Below are 22,286 nucleotides of genomic sequence, written 5' to 3' on the forward strand. Positions count from 1 at the left end.
GATTTTGCTCGGGGCTCGGGGATTCGGGTCTGCGTCACGGTCACCGACCTGCCTTCGGGGCCTTCCAGCGGGCGATGAGTCGCGCCACCAGGTTCAGCACCATCACGATGATGATCAGGGTCAGTGCGCCCGCCCAGGCCCGGTCCCCGGAGAACTGGTTCCCTGCGTGGTTCTGTTCGAACACGTAGAGCGGGATCGAGCTCTGCCACCCGCTGAACGGGTTGGTGTTGATCGACTGGGTGAGGCCGACCAGCAGGAGCAGCGGTGCGGTCTCGCCGATGACGCGGGCCACGGCCAGCATGACACCGGTGATGATGCCGCCCATCGCGGTGGGGAGGACCACCTTGAGGATGGTGCGCCACTTCGGGATGCCGAGCGCGAGGCTCGCCTCGCGCAGCTCGTTCGGGACCAGCTTGAGCATCTCCTCGGTGGCCCGGACGACGGTGGGCAGCATGAGGATCATCAGGGCCAGCGAGCCGGCGAAGCCGGAGGCCTCGAAGCCCAGCGTCATGATCCAGAAGGAGTAGACGAACAGGCCCGCGACGATCGACGGGATGCCCGTCATGACGTCCACGAAGAAGGTGATCGAACGGGCCAGCCGGCCGCGCCCGTACTCGACCAGGTAGATCGCGGTCAGCAGGCCGAGCGGCACCGCGATGAGCGCGGCCAGGCCGACCTGCTCCAGCGTGCCGACGATCGCGTGGTAGATGCCGCCGGTGTCGTCCCGGGGGCCGACGCCGCGCATCGAGTGCGACAGGAAGTACGGCGAGAGCTCCTCGAAGCCCTTCTTGATCGTGTAGCCGAGGATCGAGACCAGCGGCACGATCGCGAGCACGAAGGCGGTGTAGACGATGCTCGTCGCGAACCGGTCCTTGGCGCGGCGCCGGTCCTCCAGCCGCCAGGAGGCGGCGGTGACCGTGGCGATGAAGAACAGGCCGGCGTAGAAGGCGCCGAGCGCCCAGTTGCCCTGGACCGCCTTGACCAGGACGCCGAGGCCCACGGCCGCGGCGCCGAGCGCCCAGGTGATCCAGTCCGGCATGGTGCGGCGGGTCAGCTTCAGCGGATCCGCGGCGGCGGGGGAGACGGCGGTGTCCGTCGTGGTGATGGTCATGCGTTCGCCCCCGAGAACTCCTTGTGCCGGTTGATGACGACGCGGGCCGCGCCGTTCACCAGCAGCGTCAGGAAGAAGAGCACGAGGCCGGAGGCGATGAGCGCGCCCCGGCCGAGTTCGTTCGATTCGCCGAACTGGTTGGCGATGTTGGCGGCGATGGTGTTGCCGCCCGGGTCGAGGAACTTGAAGACCAGCTCCTGGCTCGAGGACAGGACCATGGCGACCGCGATCGTCTCGCCCAGCGCGCGGCCGAGGCCGAGCATGGAGGCCGAGATGATGCCCGGCTTGCCGAACGGGAGGACCGCGGTGCGGATCATCTCCCAGCGGGTCGCGCCGAGGGCCAGGGCGGCCTCTTCGTGGGCCCGCGGCACCTGGAGGAAGACCTCGCGGGTGACCGCGGCGATGATCGGGAGGACCATGATCGCCAGGATGATGCCGCAGGTGAACAGCGTGCGCGCGGTGGCGCCGGCGTCATCCTTGTCGAAGATCGGGATCCAGCCCAGGTAGTCGCTCAGCCAGGTGTGCAGGCCGATCAGCTTGGGGGACAGGAAGACCAGTCCCCACAGGCCGAAGACCACGCTGGGCACGGCGGCGAGCAGGTCGACGATGTAGCCGAGGGTCTGCGCGACGCGGCGCGGTGCGTAATGCGTGATGAAGAGAGCCACCCCCACCGCGACCGGCACCGCGATGAGCATCGCGATGGCGGCGCTGATGACCGTGCCCCCCACCAGGCCGGCGACGCCGAAGGCCGGCTTGGCCCCGTCGGTCACCCAGGTGGAGTCGGTCAGGAAGTTCCCGTCGTTCTTGCCGAGCGCGTCCAGCGCCTCGACGACCAGGAACACCGCGATGGCGGCCATGATCACGAGGAGCAGGATTCCCGCGCCGCGCGACGAGCCGAGGAACACCCGGTCGCCGAGCCGTACTTGGGTCTTGGCAGGCTTGGGGAGCTTGGCGTCGGTGCCGTGCCCGGTCTTGTCGGACCGGCCCCGGCGCCGGCCGGAGTCGCGCTTCGCGTCGCCGCGCGACTCCGGCGTGATGGAGGTGGACATCTCTTCTCCGTGACTGTCGATCAGGGCTGGTGCCGGATCAGGACAGGCTGGTGACGGCGGTGCGGACCTTCTCGGCGATCGACGCGGGGAGCGGCGCGTAGCCGTTCTTCGCGAGGAGCCCCTGGCCCTCGGCGCTCGCCGTGTAGGTCAGGAAGGACTTGACCAGCGGCAGCTTGTCCGCCGGGGTGCCCTTCTCGCAGACGATCTCGTAGGTGACCAGGATGATCGGGTAGGCACCCTCGACCTTGGTCGCGTAATCGAGCTTGAGCTTCAGGTCGTTGCCCTGGCCGGTGATCTGGGCCGCCTCGACGGCCTTGCCGGCCGCCTCGGGGGTGAGCTTGACCGGCTTGGCCGCGCCCGTGTTGATCCGCGCGATGCCGAGGCCGTTGTTCTCCGCGAACGAGACCTCCATGTAGCTGATGGAGCCGCTCGTCGACTTCACGACGCTCGCGACACCCTCGCTGCCCTTCGCGCTCTGGCCGTCCTGGGTCGGCCAGTCCTGCGACGGCTCGGCGGCCCACTCGGCGCCGGCCGTGGCCTTCAGGTACTTGGTGAAGTTCTCGGTGGTGCCGGACTTGTCCGAGCGGTGCACCGTCTGGATCGGCGACGAGGGCAGCTGCGCGCTCGGGTTGAGCGCCTTGATCTCGGCAGCGTCCCAGGTCTTGATCTTGCCGGCGAAGATGCCGGCGATGGTCTTCGCGTCGAGGACGAGGTCCTTCACGTTCGGCAGGTTGTACGCCACCGCGATGGGGCCGGTCACCATCGGGAGGTTGATCGCCGGGCCGGCCTTGCAGGCGGCCTGGGCCTTGGCGGCCTCGTCGTCCTTGAGCGCCGAGTCGGAGCCGGCGATGCTGACCTGGCCGTCGAAGAAGGCCTGGCGGCCCGCGCCCGAACCGTTCGAGTTGTAGTTGACCGTGCTGCCCGAGCACTTCTGCTGGTACTGCTTGGCCCACTCGTCGATCGCGTTCTTCTGCGCGCTGGAGCCGGCCGCCGCGAGGGTGCCGGAGGCGCAGTCGAGCTTGGCGGCCGGTGCCGTGGAGCCGCCCCCGGGCTGCTCGGTGCCCTTCGAGTCGTTGCTGCCGCTGTTGTCGTCGGAGCCACAGGCGGTGAGCGTGAGCGCGCCGGCGACGGCTATCGCGGCGAAAGCGGTGCTGCGCCGAGCGAGTCGGGGCCGAGTGGTCACGGCTGTTCCTTCCGGTTGCTTCACAGAGCTTGTGCAGTGACCACGGCGGTCACCGTCGATGCCGACGTTAGGTCGCACGCGTGAAGCAAACGGCGGGGGAAAGTGAACCCGGAATGAACACGGGCGGGCCATCAGGCGCTGCGTCGCATGTCCGGTTTGTTCCTCGGAGCTTCCGGATGTAAGGCTGTGACCTGCAGGTTTATCGGGGACTTCGGGTGGAGTTCATGCGGAGTTCAATATTGCGGAGCCTGCCGTTCCGCCCGCTGTGTCCGTTTCTTGACCGCTCCGCGGGACCGGCCTCCGCTACCCGCCGGTCGGATACGGGGCGTGACGATCGGCGGCCGCCACCCGGCCGTCCGCGACGTGCAGCGCGACAAATTCGCCGGGCAGGAGGAGCTCGCCGTGGTCCCGTCCGGGCTGGGCGTCGCGGCCCACCGCGGCGAGCAGCCCGGGCAGGACGGGGCGGTGCGTGCAGACGATCACCGGGGTCCCGTCGGCGACCAGCACCTTGATCAGTTCGGCCGCCGCGCCGGGCTGCTCGGCATGCCCCTCCTCGGACAGCGCGGGCACCACTTCGACCGCGACGCCCGCGCGCCGGCAGTAGGGGTCGACGGTCTCCATGCAGCGCAGCGACGGCGAACTGAGCACCGCGGCCGGGCCGTACGCCGCCAGGATGTCGGCCAGCAGGCCGGCCTGCACGCGCCCGGCGGCGGTCAGCGGCCGGTCCGCCTCGCCGTCCTGCGCGCTGGTGCGGGCCACCGCGCCGCAGTGCCGCAGCACGATGACCGGCGCGGTGGCATGCGGCAGGGCGGTGAGCGCGGCGGGCAGCCGGGTGTCGCGCGCATACGACATGAGGCTGCCCACCTCCTCGGGCGGCAGCCAGGCGATGCGGTCCACCTCGCGGTTCGCGGTGAACCGCCCGCCGCGCACCTCGGCCGCCCAGTAGCGGACCAGCTTGAGCCGGTCGCCGACGGCGTACGACTGCACGCCCAGCTCGCGGCCGAGGACCGAGGTGAAGCCGGTCTCCTCCTCGACCTCGCGTACCGCGGCGGCCGCGTCGTGCTCGCCCGATTCGACCTTGCCCTTGGGCAGCGACCAGTCGTCGTACCGCGGGCGGTGCACCAGGGCGACCTCGACGCCGCCCGCCCCGGTCGGCCGCCACAGCACCGCCCCGGCCGCGCGGACCGGGGTGCGCAGCTGCTGGGGCGTCGGCTCGGATCCCCGGCCGAAGTTCGTCAGCCGCCCCACCGCGACACCTCGCCGAGCCGGTCGCGCAGCCCCGGCCACAGGGTGGCGAACGTGTACCGGGCCTCGGCCACCGCGAAGCGCTGCAGCACGTACAGCTCGCCCAGCACGAACGCGGCCGCCCCGCCGATCCGCGGCGACACCGCGAGGTCGCGCGCGACCTCGGCGGCCAGTGCCGCGTCCTGGTGGGTGCCCAGCGACTCGGTGACCGCCTTCATGCGCTTGGCCAGGTCCTTTGCGGGCGCGCCGAACTCCGGCACGCACATGTCGGCGGCGTACCTGGCCCGCTTGCCGAGGATGCGGACGCGGTGCCACGCCTCGTCGTCCTCGCCGGACAGCGGTACGGGATGCGCGTACGCGACGCCCGCCGCGGCGAGCGGCAGCGCGTCGGCACCGTCCGCGAGCCGGCCGAACGTCTTCGCGGCGAGCGCCGGGACGCTGTCCGCCGCGGCCCGGCCGGCCTTGCCGGTCAGCTCCAGGCCCAGGTCCGGAGCGGCGAGTTGGGCGGCCAGCAGCCCGAAGTCCGCGGAGTCGAGGGCGCGCAGCGCAGTGGTGTGCCCGGCGGTCAGCCCGCCGCGCAGCCGGCGTTCGAGGGCCGCCCGGGCGCGCGGCGTACCGGAGCGCACCGGCAACTGCCCGATCCCGGCGAGCAGGCGCTCCAGCAGCACTTCGTTGTCGCGCTCGCCGGCCAGCGAGTCGGCGGCCCAGCGCAGTTCCATCGCGAGGGCGTCGGCGGGCCCGGGCGCCAGCAGCGGCTTGCAGGTGCGCAGTGCGCTGCGCATGCGGCGGGCCGCGACGCGCATCTGGTGCGCGGAGTCCTCGGCGCTTTCCCGCACGCGCGGTTCCTGCGCGAGGAACGCGGCCGCCTCGCCGCGCAGATGGTCGAGGAGGACGTCGCCCGCGGTACGCACGGGCGGGGGCTCGGGGGCGGGCGCCGGGGGTGGCACAGGGGCGGGCTCGGCGGCGGATTCGCTCGCGGATTTGCCCTTGCCCTTGCGCAGGGACTTGGCCGCGGATTCGGTACCCGGTGTCCCGCCGGATTTCTTGTCCGCTTTCCTGCCGGGCTTCGCCGCAGCCTTGTCGCCCGGCTTGTCGCCCGGTTTCTTGCCGGCCTGCCCGTCGCGCTTGTCCATCAGGCGGTCCGAATCCGGCCGCGGGTGCGGCAGGCGGGCCTCGCCCGCCGCGTCGCCCGCGACCTCCTCGTCCGCTCCGGCACCGCTCTTGCCCCGCCGCTCACTCCGGCCCACGCCGACGCCTCCTCAGTTCTATGAGGTGGTCCTGAACGTCCCGCAGCACTCTGCCGTCGGAGGCCGTGGCGTGCCGCGTCCACGTCCCATCGGGGCCGAGGTGCCACGAGGCGGTCTCGTCGCTCATGCCGAGTTCCACGAATTCGGCGATCTGGTCCCGGTGCCGGCCGCTCAGGCGTACCGCGGCCTCGACCCGCCGGTCAAGGTTTCGGTGCATGAGATCGGCCGATCCGATCCAGACTTCGGGTTCTCCGCCGTTCGCGAAGACCCAGACGCGCGAATGCTCCAGGAAGCGGCCGAGGATGCTGCGCACCCGGATGTTCTCGGAAAGCCCGCGGACGCCCGGCCGGATGGCGCATATTCCGCGGATCCACAGGTCGACCGGCACGCCGGTCTGCGAGGCGCGGTAGAGGGCGTCGATCACCGTCTCGTCGACGATCGAGTTCGACTTGAGCCGGATGTACGCGGGCAGCCCCTGCTCCGCGTGGGCGATCTCGCGCTCGATGCGCTCGACCAGCCCGTTGCGCAGCGAGTGCGGTGCGACGAGCAGGCGGCGGAAGGTCTGCGCGCGCGAGTAGCCGGACAGCCGGTTGAACAGGTTGGACATGTCCTCGCCGACCTGCGGGTCGACGGTCAGCAGGCCCATGTCCTCGTACAGGCGTGCGGTCTTCGGGTTGTAGTTGCCGGTGCCGATGTGGCAGTAGCGGCGCAGGGTGTCGCCTTCCTGCCGGACCACCAGCGACAACTTGCAGTGCGTCTTGAGGCCCACGACGCCGTGCACGACGTGGCAGCCGGCCTGCTCCAGCTTGCGCGCCCACTCGATGTTGTTGCTCTCGTCGAAGCGGGCCTTGAGCTCGACCAGCACCAGCACCTGCTTGCCGGACTCCGCGGCGTCGATGAGGGCGTCGACGATCGGCGAGTCGCCGGACGTGCGGTACAGCGTCTGCTTGATGGCGAGCACATGCGGGTCGGCGGCGGCCTGTTCGAGGAACGCCTGCACCGAGGTGGCGAACGAGTCGTACGGGTGGTGCACCAGCACGTCGCGCTTGCGCATCGCGGCGAAGACGTCTGCGGAGTGCGCGGTCTCCACCTCGGCCAGGTCGCGGTGCGTACCGGCCACGAACTTGCGGTACTTCAGCTCCGGGCGGTCCAGGTCGGCGATGGCATGCAGCCCGGTCAGGTCGAGCGGGCCGGGCAGCGGGTAGACCTCTTTCTCGCCGACGCCCAGCTCGCGCACCAGCAGGTCGAGGACGTGCGGGTCGATGGTCTCCTCGACCTCGAGGCGCACCGGCGGGCCGAAGCGGCGGCGCATCAGCTCGCGCTCCAGGGCCTGCAGGAGGTTCTCGGCGTCGTCCTCCTCGACCTCCAGGTCCTCGTTGCGGGTCACCCGGAAGGTGTGCCGCCCGAGGATCTCCATGCCCGGGAAGAGGTCGCCCAGGTGGGCGGCTATGACGTCCTCGAGCGGGACGAAGCGCGCGGGGGAGACCTCGACGAAGCGCGGCAGCAGCGGCGGCACCTTCACGCGCGCGAAGTGCTGGTTGCCGGAGCGCGGGTTGCGGACCACGACCGCGAGGTTCAGCGACAGCCCGGAGATGTACGGGAACGGGTGCGCGGGGTCGACCGCCAGCGGGGTCAGGACCGGGAAGATGCGCTCCCGGAACAGCATGTAGAGCGACTGGTGCTCGCCCTCGGTCAGGTCGTCCCAGCGCAGCAGCTCGATCTCGGCGTCGGCCAGCGCGGGCATGACGTCGTGGTGGAAGCAGGTCGAGTGCCGCGCCATCAGGGCCCGGCTGCGGGACCAGATGTTCTCCAGCACCTCGCGCGGCTGCAGGCCGCTCGCGGCGCGGACCGCCATGCCGGTCGCGATGCGGCGCTTGAGGCCCGCGACGCGGACCATGAAGAACTCGTCCAGATTGGACGCGAAGATCGCCAGGAACCTGGCCCGCTCGAGCAGCGGCGTCGCCGGGTCCTCGGCCAGCTCCAGCACCCGCTCGTTGAACGCCAGCCAACTTCCTTCGCGGTCCAGGAACCGGTCCGCGGGCAGATCCGACGCCGCGGCGAGCGCCGGGACGACCACCACGGCCGGGCCGACCGGCACCGAATCGCCGGGCTCCTCCGGCGCCGGGATCACGGCGAGATGGCGGGGTCGGGCGGAGGCAGGCAGATCGGCGGTCATCTGATCATCCTCCCGGGCGTCGGTGACTCCACGGTAAATACGAAACGACGCCCCGGAAACCGGAGCGCCGCCTCTTTCCTCCCGAAAGTTCAGCCTTCCAGCCGGTACATCACGTCCACCGTATGCACACGGAAGCCCAAACGGGTGTAGACGCTCACTGCGGCCTCGTTGTCGGCGTCCACATAGAGCAGCACCTCGGCCAGCGGTCCGCCGCCCGCTTCGGTCTGCGCCAAATGAGTGAGACCGACCGCGGTCAGCAGCTTCCCCAAGCCGCTGCCCTGCGCGCTCGGATCCACACCCACCACGTAGACCTCGCCGAGCGGGCCCTCGCCGCCGGCCGCCGCGTGCACCTTGGTCCAGTGGAAGCCGATCAGCCGCCCGCTCTCGTCCTCGGCCAGGAAGAACCCGGCCGGGTCGAACCACGGCTCGGCGATCCGGCGGCTCAGGTCGTCCTGCGTCCAGGAGCCCTGCTCCGGATGGTGCGCGAACGCCTTCGCGTTGACCGCCAGCCACGCCTCGTCGTCCCGCCCGGGGACGAACGTGCGCACCGACACCCCGGCCGGCCGCGCCGTCTCGGGCACCGGCAGGTCCACGTCCCGGCGCATCTGCCAGAGCTCCCGGAACGCGGCGAAACCGGCCTCGGCCGCCAGATGATCGGCGGCCGGCAGCTTGCCGTGCGCCCACACCCGCAGCCGCCCGTCCGCGTCCCGCTCCCGTGCCTCGCCGACCAGCGCCGCCGCGAGCCGCCGCCCCACCCCGGCCCCGCGCGCCCCGGGCGCCACGAACAACTCGCCGGACGGCCCCTCGTCCGCATCCGAGACTTCCAGGTGCGCATAGCCCACCACGGCCCCGTCGCCCCGTCGCGCCAGCAACTCGCGTGCCCCGGGCGCCCCGTGCCGCAGCTCCAGCAGCGTCTGCTCGGACAGCGGCGCCACCCCGTCCACCCGCGCAGCCTCCCCGGCCGCCGCCAACACCGCCGCGACCGCCGCCGCATCCGCGCGGTCCGCCCCCTCGATCACCACATCCGCATGCACCATGCCCCAACCGTACGGCGCCCCTGTGGGCCCGGCGGTGAGCCGTCCTGGCGAAATCCGCTGCCAAACCCTGCGAAACGTCATCAATCGGGCGCTAACTCGCAGTTGGTCCCCCCGACTTGGGCGGGAGCCCAGGGTGGCCCGATAGCGTGTCGAGACTGAGCAGCGATATACCCCCCACGAACAGGATTCGACGATGTCGTACGCGCCTCCGCCGGGCCCGCACGGCGGTATCCCCCAGCAGCAGCAATGGGGTGCCGCGCCACCGCCGCCCCCCTACCGGGGACCGGCCAGGCCGAGGAAGCTCCTGGTGGTCCTTGTGGGGCTGCTGGTGTCGGTCGCCTCGATGGTCGGCATCGTCTACACCGTGATGTTGTACGACAACACGATGAAGGAAGCGGGCTGGACGGAGACCGGCCTCACCGACAGCGAACTGCCGGGCCCGCGCGGTCTCGGGGCGGACTTCCCGCCGGCCACGGATGCGGCAGGTGTCCGCTCGTGACGAATCCTCCGCCTTTCCAGGTCCCGGACGGCAACGAGCCCGAACAGCAGCCCCCGGTGCCGCCGCAGGGTCAGGGCGGCGCCGCCGGGCAGCCGTGGCAGCCCCCGGCGAATCCGCAGCAGGGGCAGTGGCAGCCCCCGGCGGGACAGCAGTTCCCGCAGCAGCAGCCTGCCCAGCAGCCGCAGTACCAGGCACCGGGCGGCCATGCCGCGTACCCGCCGCCCAACCCGCAGCAGCAGTACCAGCCGCCGGCGCAGCAGTACCAGCCGCCCGCAGCACAGCAGTACCAGCCGCCTGCGGGGCAGCAGCCCTACCAGCAGCCGGGCCAACAGCCGTACCAGGCCCCCGCGGAGCCGCCGTACGTTCCGCCCCAGCAGGGCCAGCCGCAGTGGTCGGGCGGCGGAGGCTACGCGGCCCCCGCGCCCTCGCCTGCGCCTTACACGCAGATGCCGCCGCCTGCGGGACCGGCTCAGGGCGGTCCGCCGCCCAATCCGCAGTCCGGCCCCGGTTCCTACCCACGGACACCGCCGCCGCAGCCCGGCCACACCGGCCCGTTCCCGGGACCGGGCGCAAGCGGGCAGAGCATGGCCTACACGGTTGCGCCGGGCACACCCGGGCAGCTGCACCTGGGCCCGCCGCGGCCGCCTCGCCCGGCGCAGGTGAGGCGTTCGCTGCTGTCGGCCTCCGCGCTGGCGGCGGCCGTGGTCCTGGTGCTGGCGGGCATCGGTGTCGTGCACGAGGCAGATCGCAAGGTCGGCCACGGTCTCGGCAAGGCCCAGGAACAGGGCGACGTCCTATGGTCGATCCTCGAGGGCCGGGACGGGCCCACGACTCCGGAGAAGGCGCCGCTGGACCGCATCGGGGCGTGGTTCACCGACACCACGGTGGTGGTGGCCGAGGCCGGCCGCCTGGTGTCGTACAACCTGGACACCGGCAAGACCGAGTGGGAGTACAAGTCGGCGAAGGGCGAGCTCGTCTGCGATGTCTCGCCGCAGGGCGATGCCAAGTACGCGCTGGCCGCCTTCGGTGACAAGACGTCGTGCAGGTCGCTCGAGGCGGTCGACATCGCCACCGGCAAGCAGGTCTGGGCGACCGACGCCGCCGGGAGCGCATCCGACCTCGACCTGCCTCCTTCGCTCGCCGGGGTGGGGCTCAGCTCCGGGATCATGGTGTCCGGCGACGTGGCGGTGTTCGCCCAGCAGGCGTACAGCGTGGCTGACGGAAAGCTCCTGTGGGACTGGGAGTCGAAGCTGCCCAAGAACTGCTCCGGCGGTGATTTCCTGGGCGGCAAGCGTCTGATCGCCACCTGGCAGTGCGGTGTCGGCGGCGGGTCGAACGTGGGCGAGATCGACCCGGCCACCGGGCAGATCAAGTGGACGTACGCGATGAAGACCACCTCGGCGCTCCAGCAGGTGTCCGTCAAGTCCGTGGACCCGGTCATAGTGGCCGCCGCGTCGATCGGAAACCGCGAAGGCGCCGTGTACGTCGTGCTCGACGAGCAGGGTCAGGAGGCCTTCCGGCCGGACGGGCACCCGGTGGTCAACCCCGCGGGGACCATCGACGCCATGACGGGGGCGGTCAACGCCCTGTCCTCCGACAAGATCCTGTACCTGCCGGGCAGCGACATGTCGGGGTCCATGAAGACCGGTGCGGACGCAGCGAACCAGATCACCGCGTACGACCGGGCGACCGGGCAGAAGCTGTGGGCCAAGACCATTGCCGCGGGCATGAACTTCGGCATCAAGACGCAAGGCAAGGTCTACCCGCTCCGCGTGGACGAGAACGGCGACCTGCTTGCGCTTGCGAAGGGCGGCTCGCGGCCCATGCATCTCGTCCGGATAGCGGCCGCGGACGGCACGGTCACCAACCTCAAGGAGTTCCCGAGCAAGGCGACCTATGCCGCCAACTTCGTGATGTCGGCGACGATGTTCGAGCGGGACGGGCGCGTGCTGGCCTTGGGCGTCGGTTACTACACCAACCCCAATGCCAAGCCGGCGGATTTCCTTGGGCAGACCATCGACATGAGCCAGGCCTACTACCGGGTGATCGCGATGCGCTGACCGGCAGAGTCGGGGGTTTCTCCGGCAGCCAGAAAACGCCGAAGGGCGCCACCGGAGGTTCCGGTGGCGCCCATCGCCAGGTTCGTACTGCCGCGCGGGGGCGGGGGCCGCCCCGCCGGGAGGGACGGCGTACGAATGGGCCGCTGCGGAAGGTGACTCCGTTCCACTTCTGGAGGCGCGAGATCTCCCACAGCGCCAGGACGGAGATCAGCGTGGCGCCCAGCACCCCGACGGCGTTCTTGACGTTCTCCGGCACCGTGTCCGACCCGGACGCGAGCCCGTTGAGGAGGTTGTCGCCGAGGTGCAGCGTCATGTCGTTGAGCGTCAGCGTCCAGGCGAGCCAGATGGTCAGCAGCGGCAGCAGCAGCGGGTGTCCGTCGGCGGCCGCGAACATGTGCTTGGTGATCTGCCACAGGCCGCCGATGGCGAAGAGGAGGCACCAGACGACCAACACGGCCGCCACCCACGACAGGATGAGTTCCTTCTGTGTGCCGTCCTTGTTGAGCAGATAGATCTTGCCCTTGAGGCCGGCTGCGTTCCGCACCAGTACGTATGCCGTGATGCCCACGGCCATGGTGCCGCAGAAGACCAGCACGACCCGGAAAGGGTGCGCCAGTTGGCGCGCCGTGTCACTGCGCACGCTCGGGTGCGCGAGCGCCGTCAGCAGTATGCCGACGACGACAAGCCCCAGTGCCGCCAGGATCGGCGCCAGCACGATGTGGTGGACGACCGCCGCGGTGATCTCCCGGAAGACCCGGACACCGTCGAAGACCGCGTTCGCGGTCTGGGTGACGTCGTCGAGGTCCTGGTAGAGCTTGTCGATCTCGGGGTCCGTCGTGCGGCGTCCGGTGGGCATCGAGGTCGGGAAACCCGACGGCAGCGTCGGGAAGCTGGTCGGGAAGCCGGAGGGCAGCTTCGTGGGGAATCCCGACGGGAGCCCCGTGGCCTGCGGCATCGCGGGCATGGGCCCGGCGGCCAGGTTGTCGGCGACGGTGCCGGACGCCGGACCGCCGCCGGGAGGCGGCAGCCCCAGCGTCGAGTTCGGATTCGGGATCTTGGGAATCTGGCCCTTGCCGGACTTCTTGTCGCGGTAGAAGACGCCCAGGAAGATCCCGAAGACCAGGATGAGGCCGAGCCACGCTCGGATGCGGTTGACCGTCTCCATCACTCGGTCCGGCCGCCCGGTCAGGTACTTGGGTTTCAGCAGCTTTCCGGCCAGGACCACCGGGAACGTGACCGCGACGATGTTGCCCAGCCACCGCCGTTCGGTCTCCACCGGCGTCTCGCCACGCGCGTTGCGGGGTGGCTGCGGACCGAACGGCGTGCCCGGCGGGCCTTGCTGGGCGTGCGAGTGCGCTCCGCCCTGCGTCATGTAAGGCGGGTTCGCCATCGGATGAAGCCCCTCCCCGTGAAACCCAACAAGTGGAACAACGAGGGAGAGTAGCAATCCCGCGGCGCTGCGGTGCGGGCGCCGTGGGGTGGTGTGGACCAGTCGGGCTCGGTCAAACGGTTGGCAGAATCCCGGCTGCTCAGCAGCCGCAGCTGCGGCGGACGACCAGGCGGGCCGGGAAGCTGCGGACGCGTTCCTCGCCCGGCGCGGCCGGCTCGCGCTCGAGGGCCAGGTCGACTGCCGCCTGGGCCATCGCCGCGCGGTCCGCGGCCACCGTGGTGAGCGGGACGTCCGCGAAGGCCGCCTCGGCGATGTCGTCGAAGCCGACCACGACGAGGTCGTCGGGGACCCGCAGGCCGAGTTCGCGGGCGGCGCGCAGGACGCCTATCGCCTGGTCGTCGGTGGAGCAGAAGAGCGCGTCCGGGCGGTCCTCGGTGGCCAGCAGCTCGCGGGCCACGCCGTACGCGCCGAAGCGGTTGAACGGGGCGCCGATGAAGAGGCCGTCGGTGGGCAGGCCGGATTCCTCCAGTGCGCGCCGCCAGCCGGTGACGTGGTCGGTGACCGGGTCGCCGAGGTCGGGCGTGGAGGGCGGGCCGCCGAGGCAGTGGATGCGGGTCAGGCCGTGCGCCTCGATGAGGTGGCGGGTGGCCAGGTACGCGCCCTGCACGTCGTCGAGGACCACCGCGTCGCCGCTGAGGGCGTTGGGCTGGCGGTGCATGAGGACGACGCGCACGTCGCGGGAGGCGATCTCCTGCGCGGCGCGCTCGGAGGGGCCCTGGCTGACCAGCACGAGGCCGGAGACCTGCATGCCGAGGAAGGCCCGTACGTAGTGCAGCTCGCGGTCGTCGTCGTAGTCGGAGTTGCCGATCAGGACCAGGCGGCCCTTGTCGAAGGCGGCCTTCTCGACGGTGTGCGCGAGTTCGGCGAAGAACGGTTGGCGGGCATCCGGAAGTACCAGACCGATCAGATTCGTACGTCGGCTGGCCATGGCCTGCGCGACACTGTCGGGCCGGTATCCGAGCTGCTCTATTGCGGCGAGGACGCGCTCGCGGGTCGCCGGGGCCACGGGCCGCGGTCCGTTGTTGACCACGTAGCTGACCACGGCTGTCGACGTCCCGGCGAGGCGGGCAACATCGTCGCGGGTCACCTTGGGCACGCCACCATTGTAGGGACGCCGCCCGTCGCTCATATCCGCAGTGTCCCCACTCGCATCGAATTGCGTGACCGGAACGGCCCCCAATCAGGCCGGAAGGGCTCTCAGGATGCCTGTTCCGGGACCGCCTCTGCCACCGAAACCACGTTTCCGCGGTCCGCGTCGGAGCCGCGGTCCGGGACCACGAAGCGGTAGCCGACGTTGCGGACGGTGCCGATCAGCGACTCGTGCTCGGGGCCGAGTTTCGCGCGCAGCCGGCGGACGTGGACGTCGACCGTGCGGGTGCCGCCGAAGTAGTCGTAGCCCCAGACCTCCTGCAGCAGCTGGGCCCGGGTGAAGACGCGCCCCGGGTGCTGGGCGAGGTACTTGAGGAGTTCGAATTCCTTGAACGTGAGGTCCAGGACCCGGCCGCGCAGCTTGGCGCTGTACGTCGCCTCGTCGATGGTGAGGTCGCCGTTGCGGATCTCGGTGGGCTCGTCGTCGGCGCCCTGGGCGGCCTGCAGGCGGCCGATGGCCAGCCGCAGCCGCGCCTCGACCTCCGCGGGGCCCGCGGTGTCGAGCAGCACGTCGTCCACGCCCCAGTCGGCGGTCAGCGCCGCCAGGCCGCCTTCGGTGGTCACCAGGATGAGCGGGCAGCCGACCCCGGTGGTCCGCAGGACCCGGCACAGGCTGCGGACCTGTGGAAGGTCGCGGCGGCCGTCCACCAGGATCACGTCGGCAGGCGGCGCGTCCACAAGGGCGGACGCCTCCGCCGGGGCAACGCGTACCTGGTGCAGCAGCAGACCGAGAGCGGGCAGCACCTCGGCCGACGGCTGGAGCGCGTTCGTGAGCAGCAGCAGGGCACTCAACTGGGCTCCCCTCGCCCGGCGCGGCCGATGGGGTCCGCACCTGTTCGGTGGCGGGCGTGCGGGCGCACCGAGGACGTCGTGGGTCCCGGACTGCGCCGCATGTCACCTCCACGAAAACACGAAAGGACCCGGGGCGTCGTCGCCCGGATCCTTATGTCGAGTCTTCTGGCGCGGTGACAGCTGGTCCGGAGACATCAGGTCGGCACCTTCCAGCCCGGCCGGAAATTACCGGCCGTTTCCACCCCAGTGGACTCGCGAGCCAGGATAGCCGACATGCACTGGCTTTCCGATGGAGACGGCGATCGTCCCGTATCGCGGACGCAGTCGACCACGCATTCGCACCCTTCCGGTCACAATCTGCTGATCAGCGCCGACGGCGTGCCGATCAGTGCCGTCCACCATCCGGACGCCGCACGCGATCTGGCCTTCGTGGTGGCGCACGGGTTCACCGGATCGTGGCGCCGCCCCAAGGTCGCGGCCGTCATGGCTGCGCTGAACGGGTACGGCGGCGTGGTCGGATTCGACTTCCGCGGCCACGGCGCGTCGGGCGGGCAGAGCACGGTCGGCGACCGCGAGGTCCTCGACCTGGACGCGGCGGTGGCCTGGGCGCGCGAGCTGGGCTACCGGCGGATCGCGACGGTCGGCTTTTCGATGGGCGGCTCGGTCGTCGTACGCCACGCCGCCCTGCACGGGGGCGTGCAGGCGGTGGTGGCGGTGAGCGCCCCGGCGCGCTGGTACTACCGGGGTACGCCGCCGATGCGCCGGCTGCATCACGCGATCGACCGCCGGCTCGGCCGCGCGGTCACGCGCGTGGTGCTGCGCACCCGGGTCTCGGGGAAGCGCTGGAACCCGGTCCCGCAGGCCCCGAAGGACCTGGTCGGGCGTATCTCCCCGGTGCCGCTGCTGATCGTGCACGGGGACCGCGACGCCTACTTCCCGGTCGACCACCCCGAACAGCTGTACGCGGCGGCCCGCGAACCGAAGGAATTGTGGATCGAAGCCGGACTCGGCCATGCGGAGAACGCCGTAGGCCCCGAACTGGTCAAACGCATCGGCGAGTGGGCCGCACGCAGCGCATTGCGCTAGCCGGCGGGGTGGGGAGCGGGCGTGCGCGGGCGCGATGATGGGGCACTCTGGTGTCCGAGAACCGGCGAACGGAAGTGGGCGTGATGGCGGTCGGCACGATGCGGTACTGGGCCGCGGCGAAGGAGGCCGCGGGCACGGCCGAGGAGGCGTACGACGCGGAGACGCTCGCCGACGCGCTGCACGCGGCGCGGGAGCGGCATGCCGGCTCGGCGCGCTTCGTGCCGGTGGTCGGGAACAGCTCGTTCGTCGTGGACGGCAACCCGGTCGGCAAGCGCGACCACGCATCCGTGCAGCTGACCGAGGGCGGCACCGTGGAGGTCCTGCCGCCCTTCGCCGGCGGATGAGCGGCACGCCCCGGGGACCGCAGGGGCAGCCGGGACAGCCGGGACAAGGGCCGCAGGGCGACCCGGCGTACGGCCAATGGCAGCCGTACGCTGAGGACTACGCCGGCGTCCCCGCCGAGGGCTACGCACCGGCCGGGTACGACGCGTACCCGCAGCAGGGTGTGCCGCAGCAAGGCGTCCCGCAGCCCTACGCGCCCTACGACCAGGCCCCGCAGTACACCCCGCAGCACCCGCAGGACTACGACGGGCAGTACGCCGTGCCCGGCCAATATGCGGCGGACGCCTATGCGCCGCCCGCCCCAGCCGACCAACTGCAGCCCTCCGCCTACGGATATGCCGCGCCGGACCAGTACGCCCCGCCCGCACCCGCCGCGGTGCCGGGCGAATTCGGGGGCTACGGGGACGCCGCGGAGTACGGGTACCCGCCCGCGCCCGGCAGTTTCGGCCAGGAGCAAGGCCTCGGCACGTACCCCGAGGCGCAGGCCTACGGCACGGGCACCGCAGTCGAGACGGAGCCCGGCTACGTCCCCGACCAGGGCCGCTTCGGCGACGAGTACGCCGATTACGACGAGCACGACGAGTACGCCGCCACCGACTACGCCGACGGCTACCGCGACGAATACGGCGACGGCCCTGGCAACACCGACGGCACCGACTACGCCGAGCGGTTCGACCCGCGCGACTACGACGGCGCCGAGCCGGAACCGGCCGCCGAAGCCGCGTCCGCAGCCGCGGTCGCCTCCGAGCGCGAGCCCCTCTCGCGCCGCGTCCCGATCTGGCATCCGCCGGGCCTGGTACCGGCGTTGCTCACCGCCGGCCTGGCCGCGGTCCTCGCGGCCACCGCGCTCGCGGGCAGCATGGCCGCCGTCGTCGGCGTGGCGTTCCTCCAGGTCGTGACCGCGGCCGGCTGGTTCCGGCTGCACGGCATGTGGCCCGCGCGGCAGGGCATCGCGGTGGCGATCCTGGCCGGCTTCGCGGCCGACGCGGCCGTGCTGCTCGCGGGCGACGACGCGCTCGCGATACTGCCCGGCATCCTGGCGGGCGCTCTCGGCATCGTCCTGCTGCAGCAACTCGCCCGCAGGGACGGGCGGCCCGAGCTGATGCCCGCGCTCACGGTGACCGGTTCGGCGGCGCTGCTGACCGTGCTCGACGTGCTGTTCGTGATCGCCGCCCGCGTCGAGGGCCCGGGGGTGCGCGACGGTGCGCTGGTGGTCGTCGGCGCCGCCGCGGTGGCCGCGGCCGTGCTGCCGACCGCGCTGCCGCTGCCCGCGGTGGCCGGCCACGGGCTCGGCCTCGCGCTCGCAGCGGGCGTCGGGCTCGTCGGTGCGTCCGCGTTCGATCTCGGCTCCGCGTCCGTGCTCCTGGGCCTCGGGGCAGGCCTGATGGGCCAGTTGGGGCGGCGGGCGGCCGGGTACGACCATCCGTCCCGTTTCGTCCACATGTCGGCGGGTGTCGCACTGCCGCTCGTCCTGGCGGCTCCGGCGGTATACCTGCTGGGACGCGTGGCGATGGGGTAGACACGGGGGACACCGGGGGAGTCGCCCACGCTGGACACAACCTGGGCGGCTTCCCTCGTACGGGGATTCCCTCTGGTGGTCGCGTGAAGATCGCGGGAGGATTCCGCCATGCCGTGGAGACGCCGCCGGGCCGGTTCCGGGGGACCGGATGAACCGCAGCGCCCCGGTGCGCGTGCCGAGGATGTGACCGGCGAGTCGGGCGTCTCCGGAGTGCTGCCGGCGGTGGGGCCGTCCCCCGAGCTGCAGCCAGGGGACGAGACGCCGCCGTCCGTGCGCGCGCTCCCGCCCCCGGGGATCCCGGCCGCCCGCTCGGTCGACGCACCGTCAGGAGCCTTGCCCACCGCGGACGAAGCCGTGATCCGCGCGCTCTACCTGGAACACGCCGGGCCGCTGCTCGGTTACACCTTGCGGCTCACCGCGGGGGACCGCGCGTGGGCCGAGGACGTCGTGCAGGAGACCCTCCTGCGCGCCTGGCGGCACCCGGAGGCGCTCGACCCGGCGCGCGGGCCGGTACGCGGGTGGCTGTGCACGGTCGCCCGCAATCTGGTGATCGACAACGGCCGGGCCCGCCGCGCGCGTCCGCCCGAGACCGGGGACGCACCGCTGCTGTCGGTCGCCGACGAGCGGGCCGAGGACGAGTTCGACCGTGCGCTGCTGTCGTGGGAGGTCGCCGAGGCGCTCGGCGCGCTGACCCCCGAGCACCGGGCGGTGTTACTGGAGACGTACTACCGGGGCCGTTCGGTCTCCGAGGCCGCGAAGGTGCTCGGCATCCCGGAGGGGACCGTCAAGTCGCGGACCTACTACGCATTGCGCGCCCTGCGCGTCGCACTGGAAGAACGGGGGTTGGTGCCGTGACGGATGTCGACGAGCCGGGACGCCCCGACGATCAGCGGAGGCGCGGCGCAGGGGCCGAGCCGCCGGCGTTCCCGCCGCCGCCCCGGAAGCCGCCCGCCCCACCTGCCCGGCCGGCTTCGCCGCCCGGTGCCGCACCGGCAACTGCCGCCCCTGCCTTGGCAGTCCCCGACGCCGAGCCGCCCGCGGCCCCGGCACTTCCCGACCCCCGGCAGGCCGGCAGCCCGACTGCGAAGCCCGACGACCCGGGGAAGCAGGTCTGCGCCGCGCTGCGCCTCGACCTGGGCGCGTACGTGCTCGGAACCCTCGACGAGACCGAGACGCACTGGATCCGCGCGCACGTCGCCGTATGCCCGGAGTGCCGTGCCGAGTACGAGGAACTCGCCGTCCTGCCCGCCTTCTTGGCCCGGCTGACCCCGGCCGAGGCGGAAGCCGGCGCGGTGCGTACCGAGGTCCCGCCCGCCGCGCTGTTCGCGGAGGCCGCGGAGCGCGCACGGCGGGCCCGGCGGCAGCGCGTGGTGCTGCTGGGCGCCGCGGCGGCGTCCGCGGTCCTGCTCGGCACCCTCGGCTGGGTCCTGGGCAGCGACGACACCGGTACGGCCCGGTCCGCGCTGCCGACCACCGGACCGCCCACCGCGAGTGCCCCTGCCGTCCCGGCGCCCGCATCGCCCACCGCGCGCCCGGGCGAGCGCACGCTCAAGGCGACCGATCCGCAGACCGACACCAGCATGACGCTGGCGTACCGCCCGGTGTCCTGGGGTACGGCGGTGGAGATGCGGCTGTCCGGGGTCCCCGCGGGCACGCGCTGCCAGCTGGACGTCTACGGCACGCGGGGGCGCCAGGAGACGGCGTCCTCGTGGGTGGTGCCGGACGGCGGCTACGACGGCGAGACCTCGCTGTCGGTGCCGGGCGGGACGAGCATCCCGCCGGACGAGATCACCAAGGTCGAGGTCAGCCAGGTGGGCAGCGGACGCGTCCTGCTGACCGCCACACCGGGGCAAAGCGGGACGAAATCTCCGTGATCTCGGCCAACATCTCAACATTCGGGCATTTGCGTCTCGCTATATGACACGGGCATGACATCCCCGGTCATACCTCCCTACGATCGAGAACGTGAAGCGACAGGCAGACCTCACCAAGCGGCGCGCAGTGGACCTGTGCCGCACCGCTACCTGCCTGTGTTGCCTGCGCTGACGCGCACCCGGGCACACAGGGCGGCGAGCGGTCCCCCGACCGATCCCACTGTGTGACCACAGCGCACGCGCACCTCGCCCCGAGGGCCGCGCGGCGCCGCATACCCGGAGCCTTCCGTCATCCGCCCGAGCCGGGACCGGACCTCGTCCGAACCCCTCCGCCGGATGCCGACGCGCGTCGCCGGAAGCGCATTCCCGAAGCTTTTTGCCTTGTGCAGTGCCCAATCCGTGGCTCTGCCGCCTCGGTGCGGCGTGCCCACACACCGGAGGTAGACACCCCATGAGCCGTTCCGACGTCCTGGTAGACGCCGCCTGGGTCGAGGCCCGCCTCGACGACCCGAAGGTCGTCCTGGTCGAGGTCGACGAGGACACCGCCGCCTACGAGAAGAACCACATCCGCGGCGCGGTCCGCATCGACTGGCGCAAGGACCTTCAGGACCCGGTCAAGCGCGACTTCGTCGACCAGGAGGCCTTCGGCGCGCTCCTCTCCGCCAAGGGCATCTCGAACGACGACACGGTCGTCCTCTACGGCGGCAACAACAACTGGTTCGCGTCGTACGCCTACTGGTACTTCAAGCTGTACGGCCACGGCGACGTGAAGCTGCTCGACGGCGGCCGCAAGAAGTGGGAGCTCGACTCCCGCGAGCTGGTCGTCGAGGTGCCGGAGCGCGCCGCGACCACCTACGTCGCGCAGCCGCAGGACACCTCGATCCGCGCCTGGCGCGACGACGTCCTCGCCGCGATCGGCACGACCAACCTGGTCGACGTGCGTTCGCCCGACGAGTTCTCCGGCAAGCTGCTCGCCCCCGCGCACCTTCCGCAGGAGCAGTCGCAGAAGGCCGGCCACGTGCCGACCGCCAAGAACATCCCGTGGTCGAAGGCCGCGAACGACGACGGCACCTTCAAGTCCGACGACGAGCTCAAGGCCCTCTACGAGGGCGAGGGCGTGGACCTGTCCAAGGACACCATCGCCTACTGCCGTATCGGCGAGCGTTCGGCGCACACCTGGTTCGTGCTGCACGAGCTGCTCGGCCAGGCGAACGTCCGCAACTACGACGGTTCGTGGACCGAGTACGGCGCCCTCGTCGGCGTGCCGATCGAGCTCGGCTCCGGCAAGTAAGCGCTTCGCGCGCATCAGGCAAGGGAGAAAGAACATGTGCGGCGCGAAGGCCGGCGGGCCGGATCTGGCAGGAGTTGACGTGGCGAACGAGACGATCATCCAGGGTTCCGTGACCAAGGGCGGGCAGCCGATCAGCGGCTACGTCCGCCTCCTGGACGCGGGCGGCGACTTCACCGCGGAGGTCCCCACCTCTGCGACCGGCCAGTTCCGGTTCTTCGCCGCCCCGGGCACGTGGACCGTCCGGGCGCTCGTCCCGGGCGCGACCGTGGACCGCGCCATCGTCGCCGAAAAGGGCGGCGTGGCCGAGGTCGAGATCGCAGTCTGACGTACCCCGTCTCTTGCGGTCCGGCGCTGCGCGCCGGCCGCGGCAGGGCGGCATGACGGCGGCGGTACGGGTCTCCTCCGGACGTACACCCACGGTGCCCCACCCCGCCGGACTGCTCGTGGCAAGGGCGGTGCGCCTCCCCCGAAAGGGCGGAGGCGCACCCCCCGTGCTTGTTTGTGCGGGTTGCCGGGGGCCCCCCCCGCCCCCCCCCCCGGGGGGGGGGGGGGGGGGCGGCCGCGCCCCCCCCCCCCCCCCCCCCCCCCCCCCACCGCCCTTGCTTGTTTGTCCGTGTAGCCGGGCGCCGGGTCGGGCAAGATCGCCGTTGTGACCAACCCATTATCAGCAGAAACGATTCATGATCGGCGGGCCGGCGCTCCCGGCGCCGCGCGTGCTGCGCGTGCCGAGGCCTGCAACCGGCCCTGCCGGGGTAGCGTCCGGACTGGCGAGGGGAGGAGGCGCTGATGGCATGGCTGCTGGTCATCGTGGCAGGCGTCCTGGAGACCGGCTTCGCGCTGCTGCTGAAAGCCAGTGACGGGTTCACCAAGCTGTGGCCCACGATCGGCTTCGCGCTGTGCGCCATCAGCAGTTTCGGGCTGCTGACGCTGTCGCTGAAGACCCTGGACGTGGGGCCGGCGTACGCGGTGTGGACCGGCATCGGCGCCGCGGGCACCGCGATCATGGGCATCTGGATCTACGACGAGTCGTCGTCGGTTCTCAAGCTCGTGTCGATCGCGCTGATCCTCGCGGGCGTGGTGGGTCTGAACCTGTCCGGCATCAGCCACTGACGCGGGCGTCGGTGGCTGACGGGCCGGAACGCCGTGTGGGCGGCCCCCCGGGGGGGGCCGCCCACC

At 71.8% G+C, this 22,286-nt stretch carries 20 protein-coding genes; 11 read left to right on the plus strand and 9 right to left on the minus strand.

The genetic code is table 11. From position 1 onward, the window contains the following. Window positions 1-40: 40 nt before the first annotated feature. From pstA to mshD, 7 genes are all read right to left on the minus strand, one after another. Window positions 41-1,111 (minus strand): phosphate ABC transporter permease PstA, encoded by a 1,071-nt coding sequence (pstA, locus tag LZ495_RS06405; protein WP_235050979.1) that lies wholly within the window; start codon window positions 1,109-1,111, stop codon window positions 41-43. Further along, a complete protein-coding gene (pstC, locus tag LZ495_RS06410) occupies window positions 1,108-2,160 on the minus strand; it encodes a phosphate ABC transporter permease subunit PstC (RefSeq protein ID WP_235050980.1) in 1,053 nt (350 codons plus the stop codon). The genes pstA and pstC overlap by 4 nt, the downstream gene beginning before the upstream one ends. 37 nt (window positions 2,161-2,197) lie before the next feature. Beyond that, window positions 2,198-3,343: a phosphate ABC transporter substrate-binding protein PstS gene (pstS, locus tag LZ495_RS06415; protein ID WP_235050981.1), complete on the minus strand. Its 1,146-nt coding sequence runs from the start codon at window positions 3,341-3,343 to the stop codon at window positions 2,198-2,200. 303 nt (window positions 3,344-3,646) lie between these two features. After that, window positions 3,647-4,591 (minus strand): NUDIX hydrolase, encoded by a 945-nt coding sequence (locus tag LZ495_RS44675; protein ID WP_308267671.1) that lies wholly within the window; start codon window positions 4,589-4,591, stop codon window positions 3,647-3,649. After that, window positions 4,579-5,835, minus strand: coding sequence for a CHAD domain-containing protein (locus LZ495_RS06430; RefSeq protein WP_235050982.1), 1,257 nt, complete (start codon window positions 5,833-5,835; stop codon window positions 4,579-4,581). Before LZ495_RS06430 ends, LZ495_RS44675 begins: the two co-directional genes overlap by 13 nt. After that, the gene (locus LZ495_RS06435; protein WP_235050983.1) at window positions 5,822-8,011 is read right to left on the minus strand and encodes an RNA degradosome polyphosphate kinase; all 2,190 of its coding nucleotides are present in this window, start codon (window positions 8,009-8,011) and stop codon (window positions 5,822-5,824) included. The genes LZ495_RS06430 and LZ495_RS06435 overlap by 14 nt, the downstream gene beginning before the upstream one ends. Window positions 8,012-8,100: 89 nt before the next feature. Beyond that, entirely contained in the window at window positions 8,101-9,048 is a 948-nt protein-coding gene (mshD, locus tag LZ495_RS06440; protein WP_235050984.1) for a mycothiol synthase, read from the minus strand. Window positions 9,049-9,355: 307 nt separating this feature from the next. Here mshD and LZ495_RS06445 point away from each other — a divergent pair, with 307 nt between their 5' ends. Beyond that, entirely contained in the window at window positions 9,356-9,547 is a 192-nt protein-coding gene (locus tag LZ495_RS06445) for a hypothetical protein (protein ID WP_235050985.1), read from the plus strand. Next, window positions 9,544-11,607 carry an outer membrane protein assembly factor BamB family protein gene (locus LZ495_RS44680; RefSeq protein WP_235050986.1) on the plus strand — a complete coding sequence of 688 codons (2,064 nt, stop codon included), beginning with the start codon at window positions 9,544-9,546 and terminating at the stop codon, window positions 11,605-11,607. Before LZ495_RS06445 ends, LZ495_RS44680 begins: the two co-directional genes overlap by 4 nt. Window positions 11,608-13,136: 1,529 nt before the next feature. On the opposite strand, the gene LZ495_RS06455 is transcribed toward LZ495_RS44680, so the two are convergent. Together LZ495_RS06455 and LZ495_RS06460 are read right to left on the minus strand one after the other, a co-directional pair. Continuing rightward, entirely contained in the window at window positions 13,137-14,153 is a 1,017-nt protein-coding gene (locus LZ495_RS06455) for a LacI family DNA-binding transcriptional regulator (RefSeq protein WP_235050987.1), read from the minus strand. A gap of 101 nt (window positions 14,154-14,254) precedes the next feature. After that, window positions 14,255-14,998, minus strand: a complete 744-nt coding sequence (locus LZ495_RS06460) for a response regulator transcription factor (protein ID WP_235050988.1) — start codon at window positions 14,996-14,998, stop codon at window positions 14,255-14,257. 273 nt (window positions 14,999-15,271) lie between these two features. Here LZ495_RS06460 and LZ495_RS06465 point away from each other — a divergent pair, with 273 nt between their 5' ends. The 9 genes from LZ495_RS06465 (at window position 15,272) to LZ495_RS06500 (ending at window position 22,220) form a co-directional block, all read left to right on the plus strand. Further along, the gene (locus LZ495_RS06465; protein ID WP_372498528.1) at window positions 15,272-16,084 is read left to right on the plus strand and encodes an alpha/beta hydrolase; all 813 of its coding nucleotides are present in this window, start codon (window positions 15,272-15,274) and stop codon (window positions 16,082-16,084) included. A gap of 83 nt (window positions 16,085-16,167) precedes the next feature. Next, window positions 16,168-16,428, plus strand: coding sequence for a MoaD/ThiS family protein (locus tag LZ495_RS06470; protein ID WP_235051091.1), 261 nt, complete (start codon window positions 16,168-16,170; stop codon window positions 16,426-16,428). After that, entirely contained in the window at window positions 16,425-17,945 is a 1,521-nt protein-coding gene (locus LZ495_RS06475; RefSeq protein ID WP_235050989.1) for a hypothetical protein, read from the plus strand. Before LZ495_RS06470 ends, LZ495_RS06475 begins: the two co-directional genes overlap by 4 nt. Window positions 17,946-18,239: 294 nt before the next feature. Continuing rightward, window positions 18,240-18,800 carry a sigma-70 family RNA polymerase sigma factor gene (locus LZ495_RS06480; RefSeq protein WP_235051092.1) on the plus strand — a complete coding sequence of 187 codons (561 nt, stop codon included), beginning with the start codon at window positions 18,240-18,242 and terminating at the stop codon, window positions 18,798-18,800. A gap of 155 nt (window positions 18,801-18,955) precedes the next feature. After that, complete coding sequence (locus tag LZ495_RS06485) at window positions 18,956-19,819, plus strand: anti-sigma factor family protein (protein ID WP_235050990.1); 864 nt, start codon at window positions 18,956-18,958, stop codon at window positions 19,817-19,819. Between the two features lie 91 nt (window positions 19,820-19,910). Further along, entirely contained in the window at window positions 19,911-19,991 is an 81-nt protein-coding gene (locus LZ495_RS45220; RefSeq protein ID WP_358352153.1) for a putative leader peptide, read from the plus strand. A 279-nt stretch (window positions 19,992-20,270) separates the two neighbouring features. Beyond that, window positions 20,271-21,110: a sulfurtransferase gene (locus LZ495_RS06490; protein ID WP_235050991.1), complete on the plus strand. Its 840-nt coding sequence runs from the start codon at window positions 20,271-20,273 to the stop codon at window positions 21,108-21,110. A gap of 34 nt (window positions 21,111-21,144) precedes the next feature. Continuing rightward, window positions 21,145-21,435 (plus strand): DUF1416 domain-containing protein, encoded by a 291-nt coding sequence (locus LZ495_RS06495; RefSeq protein WP_235050992.1) that lies wholly within the window; start codon window positions 21,145-21,147, stop codon window positions 21,433-21,435. A 461-nt stretch (window positions 21,436-21,896) separates the two neighbouring features. Then, window positions 21,897-22,220, plus strand: a complete 324-nt coding sequence (locus LZ495_RS06500) for a DMT family transporter (RefSeq protein WP_235050993.1) — start codon at window positions 21,897-21,899, stop codon at window positions 22,218-22,220. Window positions 22,221-22,286: the final 66 nt, after the last annotated feature.

It is taken from the genome of Yinghuangia soli, assembly GCF_021502675.1.
Lineage (GTDB): Bacteria > Actinomycetota > Actinomycetes > Streptomycetales > Streptomycetaceae > Yinghuangia > Yinghuangia soli.